Raw genomic sequence first — 16,237 nt, forward strand, 5'->3', positions numbered from 1 at the left:
AGAGAACAAGATGAAAAATAGGCTTCATTGTCCTTGCTTTCTGATGCTGTTATTGTTTTTGATATTTAATGGCTCTGTCTATGGGCAGAACAATGTTCCGGGTTATAAAGCAGACCGGCAAATGAAAGCTGGTAATATCAATATTCGGCTGCTGGAAAAAACTATTGTATATTACACAAATAAAGCAAGAATAAAAAGAGGTGTTTTGCCTTGTGCTGAAGATGTTGTTTTAATTAAGTCAGCAAGAGCACACAGCAGTGAAATGGCAGGAATGGGCTATTTTTCACACACTTCACCTGTTAAGGGCAGTGAAACGTTGGTACAGAGATTAGAGCATGCAGGCGTTATCCTGAAAAATATTTACATCGGGGAGAATCTTGGAGTAGATTTTGTTCTGAAGATTTCCGGTATAGAGTATTACAATAAGAAAAAAAATGGGAAGAAAGTCTATTATAACGGGATAAATAAATCTGTAATAATATCCCAGACATACAGGCAATTTGCAGAATCCATGGTCAGGCACTGGTTAAACTCGCCTCATCATAGAAAGAATCTTTTAAATAAGAAATTTACCAATATTGGGGTCGGCATTGCAGAGGGGGTGTACAATGATTTGGATGCCTTGTATGTTACCCAGAATTTTACAGGAAAAATAAAGCATTATCAGAGAATTGATGAAAGAGAGGTCTCAAGATGGTACAGGGAATGAAGACGGTAATTGTGACCGGAGCGTCAAGTGGAATCGGCAGAAGCAGTGCCGTGCGTTTTGCGCAGGAAGGTTTTAATGTTGTAATATGTGCCAGAAAAGAATCAGAGCTTAATAAAACGCTTGAAAAGGTTGAAGAATCCGGAAGCAGCGGGCTTGTAGTTCCTGCAGATCTGTCCATAGAAAAAGAAATTGAAAAAGTCCTGGATGAAACTGTGAAAAAATTCGGGGGCCTCAATGTTCTTGTAAATGCAGCAGGCATAATTGCAAATGGATCAATTGAGAACACATCTGTTGAACAGTGGGACATGATGATGAATATTAATCTCAGGTCGGTTTTTCTGCTGATGCAGAAATCAATAAAATATCTTGCGAAGACGAGAGGCTCAATTGTAAATGTATCAAGCGTGACAGGTACAAGGGCATTTCCCGGGATAATTGCATACTGTGTCAGCAAAGCAGGTGTTGATCAGCTTACAAGAAGTGCTGCTCTGGAACTTGCACCCAAAGGCATTAGGGTGAATGCAGTAAATCCCGGAGTTATAAGAACAAATCTGCACAGAAACGGCGGTATGGATGAAAAGGCATATAATGCTTTTCTTGAACACAGTAAAACCACACATCCTCTCGGCAGAGTTGGAGAACCCGAAGAGGTTGCAGAGCTGATACTGTTTCTGTCAACAGAACGGTCTTCCTGGATTACAGGAACTACCATATCAATTGACGGAGGACGTGCCCAAACATGTGCCCGTTAATAAAATCAGGAGAATGACAATTGAACAGATTTATTAAGATTATAACGTTCTCCGCCCTTCTTATCTTTGCTTCTCTGAGTGTTAATGCACAGAAAAGGGCAATGCAGATAAGTGACCTGTGGAAATTTAACAGAATTGGAGCGCTTTCACTATCACCTGACGGAGAGAGAATAGCTTATACTATAATCCGTTACACAGGGAGAAATCTGAAAAAAGAGTCAGATATCTTCCTTGTAAATAAGGATGGAGGCCAGCCGAAGCAGCTTACGACAAGCCCTGGTTTTGACGGAAATCCGAGGTGGAGTCCTGATGGTTCGCTGCTTGCGTTTTTATCTGACAGAAGCGGAGAGAGGCAGATATTTGCAATTCCACTTGATGGCGGAGAAGCAAGGCAGATACGAACAGTTAAAGGCGGTATAGAAGATTTTGTCTGGTCGCCTGATGGACGTTACTTTGCATTTATCCCTTTTAATAAATATGCACGTAAAGAGAATGAACTTTCCGTAACAGTGTATCAGAATTCTTATTTTAATAAAAGGCTGCCTGATAACCGCATTATGATTATGTCGTCAACAGGAGGAAAGCCCTGGAATCTTATTCCTTCTTCATCAAAAGTTGCTCCTGTACTAAGCCCTGATTTTAGAAATTTTGATTTTTCTGCTGACGGTACCAGATTTGCTTTTATCGGTTGTATTGATACCGTTAAATCGTCTTCTTACGGAACAGATGTTTTTATTGCTTTATCAACAGGAAGAAAGATGTGGAGAATAACTGTCAGCCCGGGCAAAAAAAGCCAGCCCCGGTTTTCTCCTGACGGCCGATATCTATGTTATAAAGCTATTCCGAGGTCCAAAGGATGCAGCGGGCAGCATGATTTGATGCTCTTTGACAGGCGCACCGGAAGAAACACAAATATTACAGTCGATTTTAACCTTGATGTTGAAGAGGCCGTATGGGGGTCGTCTTCGGACAAAATATTTTTTACTGCATCAGACCAGGGCAGAAAAGTTGTATTTTCTATTGATGTAAAGAAAAAGAAGGTTAAAGGGCTGATTCATGAGGGATGTAATTTTGACCTGTCAGTTTCTCATAATGATAATTATATTTTCATGCGCCGAAGTACATTCAGCATGCCGGCAGAGATATTCAGAACCAATGAAAACGGCGATAAACCTTTTGAACTTACTTTTACAAACCAGATACTACTTGATTCTATCAAGATGAATAATGCTGAAGATTTCTGGTACAGAAGTTTTGATAGTAAAACTATTCACGGGTTTTTAATTAAACCGCCGTTTTTTGATGTCCATAAGAAATATCCCGCAATATTCCTGATTCAGGAAGACCCTCATCACGGCTGGTACGATATGTTCCGATATTTCTGGAATGCAAATTTGTTCGCTGCAGAGGGTATGGTTGTTATTATGGCTAACCTGAGGGGTTCAAAAGGGTACGGAATAGAATTCAGTACATCATTAAATGGCGACTGGACAGGAGCTGCTTACAAAGATATATTATCAGGCCTTGACCATATTCTTAAAAAGTATTCTTTTATTGATGAAAGAAATATTTTTGCAGCAGGAAGCTTTTACGGAGGATTTCTTTCAGACTGGATTTCCCTTCACTCTGACAGATTTTCAGCTGTTGTGTCCCATGCTTCAATTACAAACATGCTATCTTTATACGGTACAGGCAGTGCTGAATTTTTTGTATCCGAATTCGGGCAGGCTCCATATGGAAATTTCAGGAAGTATGATAAAATTTCTCCTGTGCGCAGCAGGCCGGAGGCAAGAGTTCCCTGCCTTATAACCCACGGGGCTATGGATGATAAAATTAATTTAGGCCAGAGCATTGAGTTTTTTTCGGCGCTGCAGTATTTTAATATTCCGTCAAGGATTATTATATTTAATAAAGAAGGCCATGTACTGACTAATCCTGAAGATATAAAGCTGTGGTGGAATTATGTGTTAGAGTGGATTAAAGAATTTACAACTGAATGATAAATTAGAAGGATTGATTTTTATGAAAAGAAAGATTCTGCTGATGAGTGCAGCATCTCTGCTTTATAGTATTTTCTGCCTTTGTACTGATCCTGTGTCAAGTGACAAGTCAAAGGTGATAAAAACCCTTGTACAGGGGAAGTTGAATGCAGGCCAGTATTCGGTATTTTGGGACGGGAAGGATGAGAAAAATAATTTTGTTGAGCCCGGAACATATCTTGTGTGGCTGACAGCCCGTTCTTTTACATACGAAATCAGGATGACTGCTCTTACGGGAGGGGCTGGTTCAAATGACAGTACCACTGTGCCGATTTATGGAGACTGGGGGCTGACAGAGCTTCTTCAGAACCACCCTGATCCTTTTCGTATTAAATGCGGTACAAATATTCCGTTTATAATAGGAGATGATGCTGCAAGTCAGACAGTTGTACTTACAGTGCGCAAAGAAAATAAATGAATAAGAAATCAGGCAAAAATCATCAAATTCCTTCTGAACTTTCAGAGCCTGTAGTTATTACAGATAAACTTGATCTTCACGGATTTTTTCCGGAGCAGGCTGTGGAAGTTATGTTGATTCTTTCGTTGACTGAAGTATGTAGAAAATTTGAAGAAATGGCTTGAATTATTTGTTATGGTCAATTATATTACATGTAGTTTAAACTACATGTAGGAGGTCGTAAATGGGTGTTATGAGTATTAGAATTGATGATAATAAAAGAAGGGCATTAAAAGTAATTGCGTCTATTGAAGGTAAGAGTATGGGTGGGATCGTTTCCGAATTGATAGAAGATTATATAAAAAGGAATAGAGTTAAGATAAAAGAATTATCTGAAAAGGAAAATCTTAATGAAATTATGAAAGTATCAGAAAAATCTTTTATGGAATGGGATAACGAAGAAGATGATATCTATAATGAATTGTAAAAAATGGGAAATTGTCTTAGTTCCATTTCCTTTTACAAATTTGACTACAACTAAAAAAAGGCCTGCTTTAATTATTTCCCCGGATGAATATAATGAATACATGGATGTCATAATTGTATTTATTACGAGCAAAATGGATGTAAAGTATAGAATGGGCGATTATAGAATAAAAGAATGGGAAAAATCTAATTTACCAAAACCTTCAATGATTAGAATGAAATTTGCGACAATTGATAAATCAATTATTGTTAAAAAAATTGGAAGGTTACATGAAAAAGATGTGCGTGAATTTGCTGAAATATTAAAAAACTTTTTAATACTTTAGAATAAATGAATAAAAAGTCCAATAAAAAAACTAAAATCCCTTCTGAACTTTCGGAGCCTGTAGTTGTTACAGATGAGCTTGATCTTCATGGGTTTTTCCCGGAGCAGGCTGAGGAAGTTGTAACAGAATTTCTTCTGAATGCCCATAAATTAAAGCTTGAACAGGTCAGGATAATTCACGGCAAGGGCAAAAGCCGGATGAAGTTCGAGGTTTATAAAATCCTTCAGAATTCTCCCTATGTTGATTTTTTTAGTGACTGTACTCCTGAGGCCGGAGGATGGGGCGCTGCGAGAGTTGTACTGAAGAAATTAGTCTTATAATAATTCACCCGGCACATCTTTGGATGATCTGCTGAAAAAAATGGTACGGCATGGGAACTACTGATCTGTTTTAACGGAAAGGCATTGCTGCAGGTTGTGCTGATCTGAAAATGTTTATGAAACAAGTTATCCATAATTACGTACAAATAGCGTGTTTCCTGTTTTCCTGAGCTCCGGTTTGTTTATGGATTGCAACATATTATTTACAGTTGAAAAGGAGAGAGAAATGAAGAGAGTGTTTTTAATCGTAATTGTCCTGTTTTCCATGTCTTTTCTTTTTTTTGAAAAGGCTTCGTCCTGTACAAATATCCTTGTAAGCAAAGGCGCAACAAAGGACGGCTCTGCAATTATAACCTACTCATGCGATGGTGAATTCCTGCCGCATTTAAGGTACACACCTGCTGCAGATCATAAAAAAGACGAATTTATTGAAATACGTACTAGAGACGGTAAAGTGCATAAAATTCCGCAGGTTCCGCACACCTATGCAGTTGTGGGCCTGATGAACGAGTTCCAGCTTGCAATAGGAGAAACAACTTTTGACGGGAGAAAGGAACTGCGTAATCCTGACGGCCTTCTGCATTACTGGACTTTGATGAATCTTGCTTTGAAGAGAGCAAAAACAGCAAGGGAAGCAATTAAAGTTATTACTGATCTTGTTGAGAAGTATGGATATGCAAGTACAGGTGAAACATTTTCAATTGCAGATCCTAATGAAGTCTGGATAATGGATATGATCGGGCCTGGCCCAGGAGGCAAAGGGGCAGTGTGGGTTGCACTCAGAGTCCCTGAAGGATACATGTGCGCCCATGCAAACATGTCAAGAATCGGAGAATTCCCTCTGAACGACACAAAAAACTGTATGCATTCAAAAAATGTAATCTCAATTGCCGAGGAAAAAGGGTATTTTGACCGTAAATCCGGTAAGCCATTCAGGTTCTGCGATGTATATGATCCTGCAACTCCCGAGAAATGCCTCTACTGCGGATCAAGAGTGTGGAGCATATTCAGAAGGAGCGCTCCGTCAAAGAATTTTTTATCGGATTTTGCAAGAGGTGTCAAGGGTGCGGAACGTCTGCCGCTTTTTATAAAACCGGATTCAAAATTTTCAGTTAAAGACGTAATGTCTCTTATGAGAGATCATTATGAGGGTACTCCATTTGATATGACAAAGGGTGTTGATGCAGGCCCGTTCGGAACTCCCAACAGATGGCGCCCTATTACATGGAAGGTTGACAGTGTAAAATATGCATGGGAGAGGCCGATCTCCACACAGCAGACAGGATTTTCTTTTGTATCCCAGTCCCGCTCTTATTTGCCTGATGCTGTAGGCGGAGTACTCTGGTACGGAATGGATGATACTTACACAACGTGCTACATTCCTCTTTACTGCAGGATTGATGCATTGCCGGAAGCATTTACTGTCGGCAGTATGAGAAAATTTTCTTTTGATTCTGCATGGTGGGCGTTTAATTTTGTTGCAAATATAGCAAATCTCAAGTACTCATACATGATAAAAGACATACAAAAAGTTCAGTCGGAACTGGAGAATAATTTCTTCGAACTTCAGCCGGCTGTAGAAAAAACCGCTTTGGAACTGTCAAAGAAAAATCCTGAACTTATGAAAAAATACCTGACTGATTACTCAGTTATGCACGGCCAGGAAGTTGTGAGAAGGTGGGAACAGCTCGGCAAGGATCTGATTGTAAAATACAATGACGGTTACGTGAAGAATGAGAAGGGGGGGATCAACTCAGTCGGTTATCCTGAGCAGTGGCTGAAAAGGGTAATAAAATCCCGGGGAAACAGCTGTAAGGTTCCGGTCTGGAAATAATAGGTAAAGGGTTTTAGTTTATTAATAGTAGGGGCTGTGTCAAAAGTCCTAACCCTGTCATTGCGAGCGTCTTTTTGCGAAGCAATCTCTTCAATTCGTGCTCAATTCCTGAGATTGCCATGTCGCTTTGCTCATCGTAATGACTTCAAATCGACTTTTGATACAGCCCCTTTTTTTATTTTTATCCACAAATTTCGGAATTGTTTTAAGGCATCCTTTCCTGATTTGATTCAGGAACAATATTTTAAAATTTTACAATTGTTGGTGCAAGTTCAGATACCATGTCCGAAATTGTTTCAATCGTAGCATTTGAACACTGCACTTCCCGCGTGCCCATTATCTGAGCAGTCTGAACATTGACCAGTTTTGCTGTAATGATCAGTAAATTGCCAAGCTTGTTTATGCTGCCTGTCAGAATGTATTCTGCATTCAAATGCTGCCCGATTTCCGCTGCATTTGATGCTGTAAGCCCTGTCTGCTGATATTTCAGTTCATCCAGAACTGCTGCTATCTGGTTTCTTTCAATCAGTTCAATCAGTTCGCTGTTTCCGAGTTTGCTCTCCAGAAGATATGTCGTTGTCTGTGCAACATCATCTTTAATTCCTCTTGCATCAAAAGTCATAACTGCAACACGTTTGCGGCTGCCGTATGCAATTAAAGGTTCCGTTGGTGTCGTAATTTTTATGGACGAACCGAATCCGCGCTGAGCTTTTCCTGCAATTGGCTTGTTAGTACTGAAGCGTTCATAACCTTCCATGCCTGATAACTGCCATATATTGATATGGCTCAGAGACTTATCGGTGAGGTCTTTATAAGCAGCAGCAAACCATTTACCGTTTTTCGAGATCGCCATACCTGTAAGTTTGCCGGGCATTGGATAGTTCTGCTCTATAACGCCGTTTTGAATGTTCCAGAATGAGATGCGGCCGTTCCTGAGAGTTGAGTTGTCAGTTATTGCATATTTTCTGTCAGGAGATATAAGGAAAAAACCGATATTCATTCTGTTGCCGGTCAGTGTTTCTATTTCGCTTCCTGTTTTCCAGTCAAAGAAGGAGAGATTGTATTTAAAAATCATTCTCCTTCCTCCCTTTGCAAGTACATGCTCTTCAATACCCACACCAATGAAATTTCGGTCGAAACTGACGGAAGCTGATTTAATGTCTATTCCGGAACCCTGAATAGTTCGTGCCTCTATTGAAGTTTTGCGGATTGACGAAAGTTTGTTTACATCCCAGATAATCATCTTGCGGTCCTGGGAAATAGAAAGCAACTGATCTCCTCCGATACTGAATGCAACAGAAATAACTTTCTTTCTATGTCCTTTCATCTTCCCCTTAAGTATACCCAATGGGAATTCCCAGACAAAAACTTCTTTTCTCTTTCCTGCAGCAGCCAGTATGCGGCCATCCGGCGATAGTGATAGATCCAGAATTGATGATCCGTATTCTTTTAAAGTTTTTTCCAATCTGCCGCTGTAAAGGTCCCAGATACATATCTTCCCATCTTCTCCGCCTGTTATTAGCCGTGTAACTTTCCAGTCGAAAAGAGCCGCATTAATTGCACCCCAGTGGGCTTTAATCTTATGAATAGTTCTTTTTGCACTTATATCATGGATATAGAGATTACCTTTTAAATCGCCCCATGCAATAAAGCGGCCGTTGCCGCTGATTCTTAGAAATGTGACCTTCTGTGAATGCACTGGTATCTGCTGTTCAAGGTAGAGGTTAAACTGTGCAAATGCAGTGCTGTTTAATATCACAAATAATCCGATGAAGGGTATCCATCGTTTCATTGAATATACCTCCCGAAAGTTCAGTCTGTACAAATTTTTATGATTTAGAAGATAAAGGAGAGGCCTGTCATAATCATAATTATACCTCCCTTTGATTCTTTTTCAGGAGAAAAACCGTAAGTTATAACTGTGTTAAATGCTGCGTATTCATTGAAAAAACTTTTTACGCCTCCGCCTATTGTAATGTAGGAGTAGTCAATAAAATTTTTATCTTCCGGGATGTCAAATGTATATTGATAATATCTGCCTGTAAAGTAAGGCACGGTTTTAGAGGCAGTGGCCATGTTGAGGTTGAAAAAAATAGAGCCGCTGTACTGGACATCAACTTTTGGGTCTCCGTTGTCGTCCTTGCCGGTAGAAAAACTTACTATAGGTGCAATGCCAACCTGAAAGAATTTAGTGTAGTATTTTCCGTAGCTTATCTGCAGAGATCCGTAACCGTTTGCATCGATGTTTTCTCCAACGAATGTGGAGAAGAATCCGAGAAAACTTACTTCTTTGTCCCCGGCCTGGATTTGAGCAAAACAACTGCCGGTGATAATTAATAATAACGCCAAAATCAGTGCTGTTTTCTTCATAGTACTCCTCCTTTTTGAATGTAGTATTAAAAGTTTAATTTAAAATAGTTTTTACTTTAGTGCCACAAAGTATTTGAAGTTAAAAAGGGAGTATTATGGATAAAAGGCCTTTGCGGCGTTTAAGGCTGTAAATTTTATTAATGTTTGTTATAAGATTGCGATAGTATGCCAGAAAGTCAAGAAAAAGATTAAATTAGTGAATAGTAAAAAATGAGACAAGAAATGGTCTCCGGTCAAAATTGTAGAGATGTGCAGGCGCAAAAAATAATATTGTCTGCACAGTTAAACACGCCCTTTGATTCAGTACCTTTAAGGAACGCAAATAATCTCTTTTATGTTTGTAATTGATTTGTTAAATTACAAGCGGAATGTAGTAGTTTTTTCATATATTTTTTTATAAGGATTCTAAAATGAAGAGTGAATTAACGGAAATTGTCCGTATATGTCTTAAACTGGAAAAAAAGGCAATTGATCTATACCAGAAAATGTCAGATATTGCCATAGAAGAGGATTTGAAAAAATTGTGGCAGTCTATGTCAGCACAGGAAAAGACACATGTTGATTTTTGGGAAAAACTTTTAAGGCTCGTCTCTGATAAAAAAATATGGAACATATTTGAGAATCCGGGAAAAATCCTGGATGAACTGAAAGTGTTAGATATTGAAACAGAAAAATATTTTTTGGATACTTCAAAACTGTCAGATCCTGCAGTATCTTTTCTTGTAGCATACCGTCTTGAAATCATAATGCTTCATCCTGCATTTGCTGCAATGTTTATTATGATGAAAGACCTGGCCGGCAGTTCTCCGGCAGATGCTTATGAGGCCCACATAGGGACACTGCTTGACGGAATAAAACAGCATAAAATGATCAGCCCGGAATTTGAGCTGATTGATGATCTCGCAAGGAGGTTATGGAAGAGGAATAAAGAGATCGCTGAACATCTGGCCAAGATAAATGCTCTGCATGGAGTTGTTCCAATCTGCATGCACTGTAAAAAAATAAGAAATGATGATGGATACTGGAGTAATGTGGAAAAATATTTAAAAACAGGCATGCCTGATACTGCAATGCTTTCTCATGGTATTTGCCCTGAATGTATGAAGAAATACTACAGTGAATATATTGATTAGACAATCCATAGATAAACTTTTTGATAAATTTGATTTTTTATAAAAATATGTTTTGATTTTTTCAAAAATTCTGTTACTTTAACTTGCTTAAATTTTTATTTATCAATCTAACAGAGTGTGTTGTAAGTGTGAGGGGTGTAAAATGGTACATGTGAGAAAGAAAAAGGGTGTGATCGGTATACTTACGGGCGGCGGGGATGTACCAGGTCTTAATCCTGCTATTCGTGCAATAACAATCCGTGCGCTGCGTGAAGGGTATAAGGTTATTGGGTTACGCAGAGGCTGGGCAGGTGTAATGGAGATGAGTCGCGAGAAAGATGCGGACAACAGTGATAATTTTGAATATTTGACTGAAGAAATTGTAAACAAGAAAGGAAGATCCGGAGGTACTTATCTTCACAGTTCAAGGACAAAACCGAGTAATGTAAAAAAAGAGGATGTGCCTGTTCATCTTAAGGATAAGTATAATAAAGATATTAATGATTTAACTCCTGAGGTACTTAAAAATCTGGATTTTCTCGGCGTTGATTATCTTATACCTATTGGAGGAGATGATACTTTAAGTTATGCTGTAAGGCTATATCAGGAGGGTGTAAAGGTTATTGCAATACCCAAGACTATGGATAATGATGTTCCCGGAACAGATTATTGTATCGGGTTTTCAACCTGCGTTACACGTACAATTAATATGACAAATGCACTCAGGACATCAGCAGGGTCACATGAGAGGTTTTTAGTACTTGAAGTTTTCGGAAGGTATGCCGGATTTACGGCAATGCTGCCAACAATGGCAGGAGCTGCAAACAGATGTGTAATTCCTGAGTATAAGTTTAATGTCGAACTATTAACTCAGCTTTTAGCTGAAGACAGGTTTCGTAATCCAAGCAGATATTCTGTTGTACTTGTATCTGAAGGGGCCATGTTTAAAGGCGGAGAGATGGTTTTTGAAGACACAGAGAAGGATGCATACGGCCATGCAAAATTAGGCGGGATAGGTGATCTCCTCTCACGCGAGCTGAAGCAAATTTCTCCCAAATACAACAATGGAAGGCCGATAAATATTATTTATCAGAAGCTCGGTTATCTGGTAAGGACAGGAGATCCGGATGCACTTGATTCCATAGTTCCTATGGCATACGGTAATCTTGCCCTTGATCTTGTTCTTGATGAAATTCACGGCAGACTTGTAGTGCTGAAAAACGGCCGTTATGATAATATGCCTATTGAGGTTATTACAAGCAAGAAGAAGATTGTTAATGTGAAACGTTTTTATAATACGGAAAGATTAAGGCCATATTATAAGAGTTTTGAAATGAAGCCACTTCTTATTATGACAAGTGAGTCTGATTTTTAATTGATCAACGTTAAAGATCAGGATAGTAATCAATTGCATCAGAGACACAGATAGTGCTCTTATTAAGAGTCCTGTTTAATAACCAAATAAACGGAGGTATTGAATGAAGATGGAATTCAAACCCTATGTTCCCGCAAAAACTGCTATGACTGAGTTTACTTTCAGAGCAGTTCTTCTCGGTGTAATTCTTGCGGTTATTCTCGGTGCTGCAAATACTTACCTGGGAATGAAAGCAGGTATGACAGTTGCAGCAACATTCCCTGCTGCTGTTATTGCAATGGCAGTAATGAGAGCCTTTAAGGGAACTATACTTGAAGAAAATATTGCCAGAACAACAGGAGCTGTGGGTGAAGCTCTTGCAGCAGGTGCGGTTTTTGTAATTCCCGCATTTATTATGTCAGGAGTCTGGACCAGTTTTGATTATGTACAGTCAACTCTCCTGATGCTTGTCGGCGGTATTCTTGGTGTGCTTTTTGTGATTATTCTTCGTAAGACTATGGTGGAAGACCAGTCTTTGCCTTATCCTGAGAGCCGTGCATGCGCAGAGATAGTAAAAGCAGGCCAGGGCGGAGCAACCGGAGCAGGCCTTGTTTTCGGTACAATGGGACTTGCAGGGCTTATTGAACTTCTGAAAAATTCCAAAGGATTAACCATTATCCAGCATGCTTTTGAAGGGTTTTTCCATCTTGGGGCATCAAAAATTGCTCTTCTGAATCCTCAGGCTAAGATTATTGCAGTAAAGGACAGAATAGCAGAGTTTACACATCAGGGCGGAATACTTTTACCGAGTCCCCAGGCATCCCCTGCATTTCTCGGAGTAGGCTATATTATCGGATTCAGGCTTTCGGCAGTAACTTTTTCCGGCGGTGTGTTCGGATGGCTTTTTTTAATGCCTATAGTATTATTTTTAATGAGTAATGACCTTTCATTTTTTGCAGCGGGCAGCAACTGGATAGATGTTGCAAAGTCTGCATACAATGCAACTGTTAAACCTATTGCAGTAGGCGGAATGCTTGTCGGTTCAATTTATACGTTATTTTCCATGCGTAAGAATCTTGCCAACGGACTGTCAAGAGGCTTCAAGGATATTAAACAAATGGGTAAGAGTGATACGGAAGTTTCAAGAGTTGAAAAGGACGCTCCATTTGGAATAGTTCTTGTGGCGATATTTGTTCTTGTTCTTACCATGATACTGATTTTCCAGCAAGTAATTAAAAGTCCGATAAATCCAGGCTGGGGCGGCGCTGTAACATCAGCAATTGTTATGGCGTTAGCAGGGTTTTTGTTTGCGGCTGTTGCAGGATACCTTGTAGGAATTATCGGATCTTCTTCAAATCCTATTTCAGGCCTAGCTTTAACAACACTGCTTATGGCTGCAATCCTGATGGTTGTTATAGGGCTTAAAGGGAGCGCAGGTGTTGCGGCAACTCTTGCTGTAGCTGCAGTTGTGGCGTGTTCAACAGGTGTTGCAGGAGATATGATGCAGGATTGGAAGGTAGGACATATCCTCGGCGGTACGCCATGGAAAATGCAGATCGGCGGAATCATCGGCGTTATTGCAGCTGCTCTGGTTCTGGTTCTTCCCATTATGCTGCTAGACAATGTGCCGGGAGATCCTACTGCACATGCAATCGGCGGAGAAGAGCTTCCTGCACCTCAGGCGGGCCTTATGTCAATGATGGCGAGAGGTATTGTAAGCGGCCAGATGGCATGGCCTCTTGTAATTGCAGGGATGTTTTTTGCAATTGCATTGATTCTAATCAAATCTCCTTCTCCGATGCTCATTTCTGTTGGAATGTACCTTCCGTTTGGTACTACGTTTGCAATTTTTGTTGGTGGAGTTATTAAATTTTTTATGGATAAAAGTGCAGGTAGGGTAGCAGGGAAGATGGCTGATGAAAAGAAGATTCAGGGCGAGGATCGTACTAACTTTGTTCAAAGTATAATTGAGAAAGCTGAGAACGTGGGTCTGCTTCTTGCTTCTGGTCTTGTTGCAGGTGAAGCGCTTATGGGAATTCTTCTTGCAGGATTGGTTGCAATGCAGATCAACCTGAACGAGATGCTCCATAATGTACCTGCTTTGTCACATACAATATTTGGTACAATTCTTTATTTTGTAGTATTCATTGTTCTTGCATGGATTATGATAAGTATCCCTGTGAAGAAACTGAATGAAAGTAAATAATCAGATAAATTGGTAATTAATTTACAGCGGAGATCTTATACGGTTTATGTAAGTCTCCGCTGTACTGTTTTTATTTTAAAGGCGGATTTTATTTTGAAAGAGAAAGTTAAGGAAGTACAGAAAAATCTTCTTGATATGGTTCCTGTAAGGACGTGTGAATGGGATACGGACGAAGGAGGAATAATTTATCTTCTTGTCCCAAGATTCAGAAACAGGTTTATGAAATGGATTGCTGATCGTCTCGGAAAGTCTGAATTTGTTAAAGTATTTTTTGATGAAAAGGGAAGCCCTGCATGGAAACTTGCAGATGGTAATCTGTCCATAATTGATATTGGCAAGAGAATTCCAAAAGATCCTGACGAAACAGATCAGCAGATGTATGAGCGTCTTGCTGAGTTTTTTGTTATTTTGAGGAAGAATAGATTTGTAGAGTTAAAGGAGAAACGCTAGATATTGAGCCTCTGCTTGTTGAATTATTTCTTAGGCCCGGCACATGTGCATCAGCGTGTCCGGGCTTGTGTGTATTAAAGCATTATCCGAAAATTCCATCTTTTATTTCAGTCCGCAGGAGAGGCTAATACCCTTAAATAAAGGTTTTATTTTTGTTGAACAGTCACAAGGGTTAGGATTTGCTTTAACAGTAAAAACAATTCCATGCGAATAAATTGTTTTAAAAGTAATTTTTATTTGTAAAAATTGATAAATATGTTATCTTATTGACTGTATTTATATAAATTCAGTCAATAAGGGGACTCAATTATGAATTTTTATCCAAGAATCCTGGAAAACACCATCTTAGATTCTCTGCAACCCGGGAAAGTGGTTCTGCTGGTCGGAGCCAGACGGGTTGGGAAAACCGTGTTGATCAACAGAATCGCTAAAAAGTATTCCTCTGATGCACTTTTTCTCAACGGAGAGGATTTTGACACCCAAGCTGTGCTGGAAAAGCGGAGCGCTGCTCATTACAAGAGTTTTATCGGCAAACACTCTCTTTTTATTATTGACGAAGCGCAGAAAATTCCACATATCGGACAGATCTGCAAACTCATGGTTGACAGCATTGCAGGGTTGCGCATATTGCTGACTGGTTCATCAGCTTTTGATTTGCAGAACAGGTTCGGCGAACCCCTTACCGGCAGAAAAACAACGTTTCAACTTTATCCTCTGGCTCAGGAAGAATTCTCATTTTTTGAAAATTCGGTGGAAACCAGTGGCAGGCTCGATGAAAAGCTGGTGTTCGGGAACTATCCTGAAATCTGGCAAACTGATGACAATAATAAACGTGTTGCTTATCTAAAGGAACTTGCTGAAGATTATCTGCTGAAAGACATTCTTATCTACGATGGTATTCGTAATGCCCACAAGCTGCGTAATCTGCTTCGGCTTATTGCTTTTCAAATCGGCAAGGATGTTTCCTATCAGGAGCTGGGCAGACAGTTGGGAATCAGCAAGAATACTGTAGAAAAATATCTTGACCTTTTGACCAAGGTTTTTGTGCTATACAAGGTGGAAGGATTAAGTCGGAATCTTCGAAAAGAGATATCAAAAAGCAGCCGCTGGTATTTTGCGGACACTGGAATCCGCAATGTGTTTACCGCCAATTTCACTTTGCCCTCTCTGAGGCAGGATATGGGACAGTTGTGGGAAAACTATATAATCAGTGAACGGCTAAAGGTGATCGGCAATAACCAGATGCATTGTAATACCTATTTTTGGAGAACCTATGACCAGCAGGAAATTGACTGGGTCGAAGAGCGGGATGGCAGATTGCATGGGTTTGAAATGAAATGGGGTGATTCGCGTGTGCGTCCGCCTGTAGCGTGGCGCAGGAATTATCCTGACGCGACTTTTCAGGTGATTCATCCACGGAATTATCTGGAATGGCTTCGCAGTGAGGCAAAGCCATAATAATGGAAACTCCTTTTAATTAAAATTAGTTCAGCTTTTTTTACTTGTGCTGAAACAAATTATTCTTTACCTTTTAATAACTTCCCCTCGTTCCCAAACTCCGGTTTGGGAACGAGAAGTATTCTTAAATTAACAATGGCCTTGTCTGTGGCCGTTGCAAGAAATTGTTCAGCTTTTTTTATCTATCTTTCCAATATTTTGGTTTTCGATGTAAATTCATTAATGCCATAATTCTGATATTATTTCCAACAATTCTATAGAGAATTCCGTAGGGAAATTTGTTTGTAAGGCAACGTCTTGTGTCTGAATCAATCAATGCCTATGCATATGGGTGGTCACATATTCGTTTGATTGTAGCGTAAACTTCTTCGGAAAATTTTAATCCCAATCCTGTATAGCATTCTTCATAATATTCAATTGCAAC

16 protein-coding genes are annotated in these 16,237 nt (G+C 39.6%); 14 read left to right on the forward strand and 2 right to left on the reverse strand.

The window, feature by feature from the left end:
• Positions 1 to 121 precede the first annotated feature (121 nt).
• The 9 genes from J7K93_02355 (at position 122) to J7K93_02395 (ending at position 6,863) form a co-directional block, all read left to right on the forward strand.
• Positions 122 to 709 carry a hypothetical protein gene (locus J7K93_02355; GenBank protein MCD6115832.1) on the forward strand — a complete coding sequence of 196 codons (588 nt, stop codon included), beginning with the start codon at positions 122 to 124 and terminating at the stop codon, positions 707 to 709.
• The gene (locus J7K93_02360) at positions 694 to 1,461 is read left to right on the forward strand and encodes an SDR family oxidoreductase (protein MCD6115833.1); all 768 of its coding nucleotides are present in this window, start codon (positions 694 to 696) and stop codon (positions 1,459 to 1,461) included. Before J7K93_02355 ends, J7K93_02360 begins: the two co-directional genes overlap by 16 nt.
• Positions 1,462 to 1,481: 20 nt before the next feature.
• Entirely contained in the window at positions 1,482 to 3,461 is a 1,980-nt protein-coding gene (locus J7K93_02365; GenBank protein ID MCD6115834.1) for a S9 family peptidase, read from the forward strand.
• A gap of 22 nt (positions 3,462 to 3,483) precedes the next feature.
• Entirely contained in the window at positions 3,484 to 3,918 is a 435-nt protein-coding gene (locus tag J7K93_02370) for a hypothetical protein (GenBank protein MCD6115835.1), read from the forward strand.
• Positions 3,915 to 4,082, forward strand: a complete 168-nt coding sequence (locus J7K93_02375; GenBank protein ID MCD6115836.1) for a hypothetical protein — start codon at positions 3,915 to 3,917, stop codon at positions 4,080 to 4,082. The genes J7K93_02370 and J7K93_02375 overlap by 4 nt, the downstream gene beginning before the upstream one ends.
• A gap of 59 nt (positions 4,083 to 4,141) precedes the next feature.
• Positions 4,142 to 4,384, forward strand: a complete 243-nt coding sequence (locus J7K93_02380) for a hypothetical protein (protein MCD6115837.1) — start codon at positions 4,142 to 4,144, stop codon at positions 4,382 to 4,384.
• A complete protein-coding gene (locus J7K93_02385; protein ID MCD6115838.1) occupies positions 4,374 to 4,709 on the forward strand; it encodes a type II toxin-antitoxin system PemK/MazF family toxin in 336 nt (111 codons plus the stop codon). Before J7K93_02380 ends, J7K93_02385 begins: the two co-directional genes overlap by 11 nt.
• A 5-nt stretch (positions 4,710 to 4,714) precedes the next feature.
• Positions 4,715 to 5,029, forward strand: coding sequence for a Smr/MutS family protein (locus tag J7K93_02390; GenBank protein MCD6115839.1), 315 nt, complete (start codon positions 4,715 to 4,717; stop codon positions 5,027 to 5,029).
• A 226-nt stretch (positions 5,030 to 5,255) separates the two neighbouring features.
• Positions 5,256 to 6,863, forward strand: coding sequence for a C69 family dipeptidase (locus J7K93_02395; protein MCD6115840.1), 1,608 nt, complete (start codon positions 5,256 to 5,258; stop codon positions 6,861 to 6,863).
• Positions 6,864 to 7,107: 244 nt separating this feature from the next.
• On the opposite strand, the gene J7K93_02400 is transcribed toward J7K93_02395, so the two are convergent.
• Both J7K93_02400 and J7K93_02405 read right to left on the reverse strand, forming a co-directional pair.
• On the reverse strand, positions 7,108 to 8,655 hold the full coding sequence (locus J7K93_02400; protein ID MCD6115841.1) for a hypothetical protein: 1,548 nt from the start codon (positions 8,653 to 8,655) through the stop codon (positions 7,108 to 7,110).
• 44 nt (positions 8,656 to 8,699) lie between these two features.
• Complete coding sequence (locus tag J7K93_02405; protein MCD6115842.1) at positions 8,700 to 9,233, reverse strand: hypothetical protein; 534 nt, start codon at positions 9,231 to 9,233, stop codon at positions 8,700 to 8,702.
• Between the two features lie 410 nt (positions 9,234 to 9,643).
• On the opposite strand from J7K93_02405, the gene J7K93_02410 reads away from it, so the two are divergent.
• The 5 genes from J7K93_02410 (at position 9,644) to J7K93_02430 (ending at position 15,813) form a co-directional block, all read left to right on the forward strand.
• Complete coding sequence (locus J7K93_02410; protein ID MCD6115843.1) at positions 9,644 to 10,366, forward strand: hypothetical protein; 723 nt, start codon at positions 9,644 to 9,646, stop codon at positions 10,364 to 10,366.
• Positions 10,367 to 10,508: 142 nt separating this feature from the next.
• The gene (locus J7K93_02415; protein MCD6115844.1) at positions 10,509 to 11,720 is read left to right on the forward strand and encodes a 6-phosphofructokinase; all 1,212 of its coding nucleotides are present in this window, start codon (positions 10,509 to 10,511) and stop codon (positions 11,718 to 11,720) included.
• Between the two features lie 103 nt (positions 11,721 to 11,823).
• Positions 11,824 to 13,905, forward strand: coding sequence for an oligopeptide transporter, OPT family (locus J7K93_02420; GenBank protein ID MCD6115845.1), 2,082 nt, complete (start codon positions 11,824 to 11,826; stop codon positions 13,903 to 13,905).
• Between the two features lie 93 nt (positions 13,906 to 13,998).
• On the forward strand, positions 13,999 to 14,355 hold the full coding sequence (locus J7K93_02425; protein MCD6115846.1) for a hypothetical protein: 357 nt from the start codon (positions 13,999 to 14,001) through the stop codon (positions 14,353 to 14,355).
• A 309-nt stretch (positions 14,356 to 14,664) separates the two neighbouring features.
• On the forward strand, positions 14,665 to 15,813 hold the full coding sequence (locus tag J7K93_02430) for an ATP-binding protein (GenBank protein ID MCD6115847.1): 1,149 nt from the start codon (positions 14,665 to 14,667) through the stop codon (positions 15,811 to 15,813).
• Positions 15,814 to 16,237: the final 424 nt, after the last annotated feature.

Source organism: bacterium (genome assembly GCA_021158245.1).
Taxonomy (GTDB): Bacteria; Zhuqueibacterota; QNDG01; order QNDG01; family QNDG01; genus QNDG01.

Bases quoted from the DNA above. Each gene is read 5' to 3' on its own strand.
- J7K93_02400 (MCD6115841.1), bottom strand. From the start codon at position 8,655: ATGAAACGATGGATACCCTTCATCGGATTATTTGTGATATTAAACAGC.
- J7K93_02380 (MCD6115837.1), top strand. From the start codon at position 4,142: ATGGGTGTTATGAGTATTAGAATTGATGATAATAAAAGAAGGGCATTA.
- J7K93_02385 (MCD6115838.1), top strand. From the start codon at position 4,374: ATGAATTGTAAAAAATGGGAAATTGTCTTAGTTCCATTTCCTTTTACA.
- J7K93_02420 (MCD6115845.1), top strand. From the start codon at position 11,824: ATGAAGATGGAATTCAAACCCTATGTTCCCGCAAAAACTGCTATGACT.
- J7K93_02355 (MCD6115832.1), top strand. From the start codon at position 122: ATGAAAGCTGGTAATATCAATATTCGGCTGCTGGAAAAAACTATTGTA.
- J7K93_02370 (MCD6115835.1), top strand. From the start codon at position 3,484: ATGAAAAGAAAGATTCTGCTGATGAGTGCAGCATCTCTGCTTTATAGT.
- J7K93_02410 (MCD6115843.1), top strand. From the start codon at position 9,644: ATGAAGAGTGAATTAACGGAAATTGTCCGTATATGTCTTAAACTGGAA.
- J7K93_02360 (MCD6115833.1), top strand. From the start codon at position 694: ATGGTACAGGGAATGAAGACGGTAATTGTGACCGGAGCGTCAAGTGGA.
- J7K93_02415 (MCD6115844.1), top strand. From the start codon at position 10,509: ATGGTACATGTGAGAAAGAAAAAGGGTGTGATCGGTATACTTACGGGC.
- J7K93_02405 (MCD6115842.1), bottom strand. From the start codon at position 9,233: ATGAAGAAAACAGCACTGATTTTGGCGTTATTATTAATTATCACCGGC.
- J7K93_02390 (MCD6115839.1), top strand. From the start codon at position 4,715: ATGAATAAAAAGTCCAATAAAAAAACTAAAATCCCTTCTGAACTTTCG.
- J7K93_02395 (MCD6115840.1), top strand. From the start codon at position 5,256: ATGAAGAGAGTGTTTTTAATCGTAATTGTCCTGTTTTCCATGTCTTTT.
- J7K93_02430 (MCD6115847.1), top strand. From the start codon at position 14,665: ATGAATTTTTATCCAAGAATCCTGGAAAACACCATCTTAGATTCTCTG.
- J7K93_02375 (MCD6115836.1), top strand. From the start codon at position 3,915: ATGAATAAGAAATCAGGCAAAAATCATCAAATTCCTTCTGAACTTTCA.